Raw genomic sequence first — 799 nt, 5'->3', positions numbered from 1 at the left:
CCCTTCATCAGGCGCATGTGCAGCCAGGCCGCGTAGTTGAGCCACACGATCAGCGCCCAGGTTTCCTTCGGATCCCAGCTCCAGTAGCCGCCCCAGGCTTCGGCCGCCCACAGTGCGCCGAGGATCGTCGCGATCGTGAAGAACGCGAAGCCGACCGCGATCGACTTGTACATCACGTCGTCGAGCACCTCGAGCGTCGGCAGACGATCGGCGAGCACGCCGCGCTCCTTCATCAGGTACGCGACCGACACCATCGCCGACAGCGCGAAGCTGCCGTAGCCGATGAAGTTCGCCGGCACGTGGATCTTCATCCACCAGCTCTGCAGCGCCGGCACGAGCGGCTGGATCTGTTGCGCGTCGCGCGCGACCGAATACCACATCAGGAAGCCGACGGCCGCGCTGATCACCAGCAGCACGAACGCGCCAAGCGAGCGCGTGCCGTAGTGGCCTTCGTAATACAGGTAGAGCAGCGCGGTAATCAGGCTGAACAGCACGAATACTTCATACAGATTCGACACCGGGATATGCCCGACGTCCGCGCCGATCAGGTAGGACTCGTACCAGCGCACCATCAGGCCGGTGAAGCCCATCAGCACCGCGACCCACGTCAGTTTCTGGCCGATCGCCGAACCCGACTCCGAGCGAGCGAGCAGGCCCATCCAGTAGAAGATCGTCGCGAGCACGAACAGCGCGCTCATCCACAGGATCGCGGACTGGCTCGACAGGAAATACTTGAGGAAGAACGCCGAATCGGCGCGCGCGAGATCGCCCTGGTAGATCTGGATCGACAGCAGCGACA

Annotated in this window: 1 protein-coding gene; it reads right to left on the bottom strand. The window is 63.5% G+C overall.

The features are described 5' to 3' along the window. A partial coding sequence (gene ccsB, locus HW466_RS30955) for a c-type cytochrome biogenesis protein CcsB (protein ID WP_176316131.1) occupies positions 1–799 on the bottom strand: 799 nt, incomplete at both ends.

The organism is Burkholderia territorii (assembly GCF_902833055.1).
Lineage (GTDB): Bacteria > Pseudomonadota > Gammaproteobacteria > Burkholderiales > Burkholderiaceae > Burkholderia > Burkholderia territorii.
Note: the sequence above shows the minus strand (reverse complement) of the source record. Positions and strands in the feature narration are given on the sequence as shown.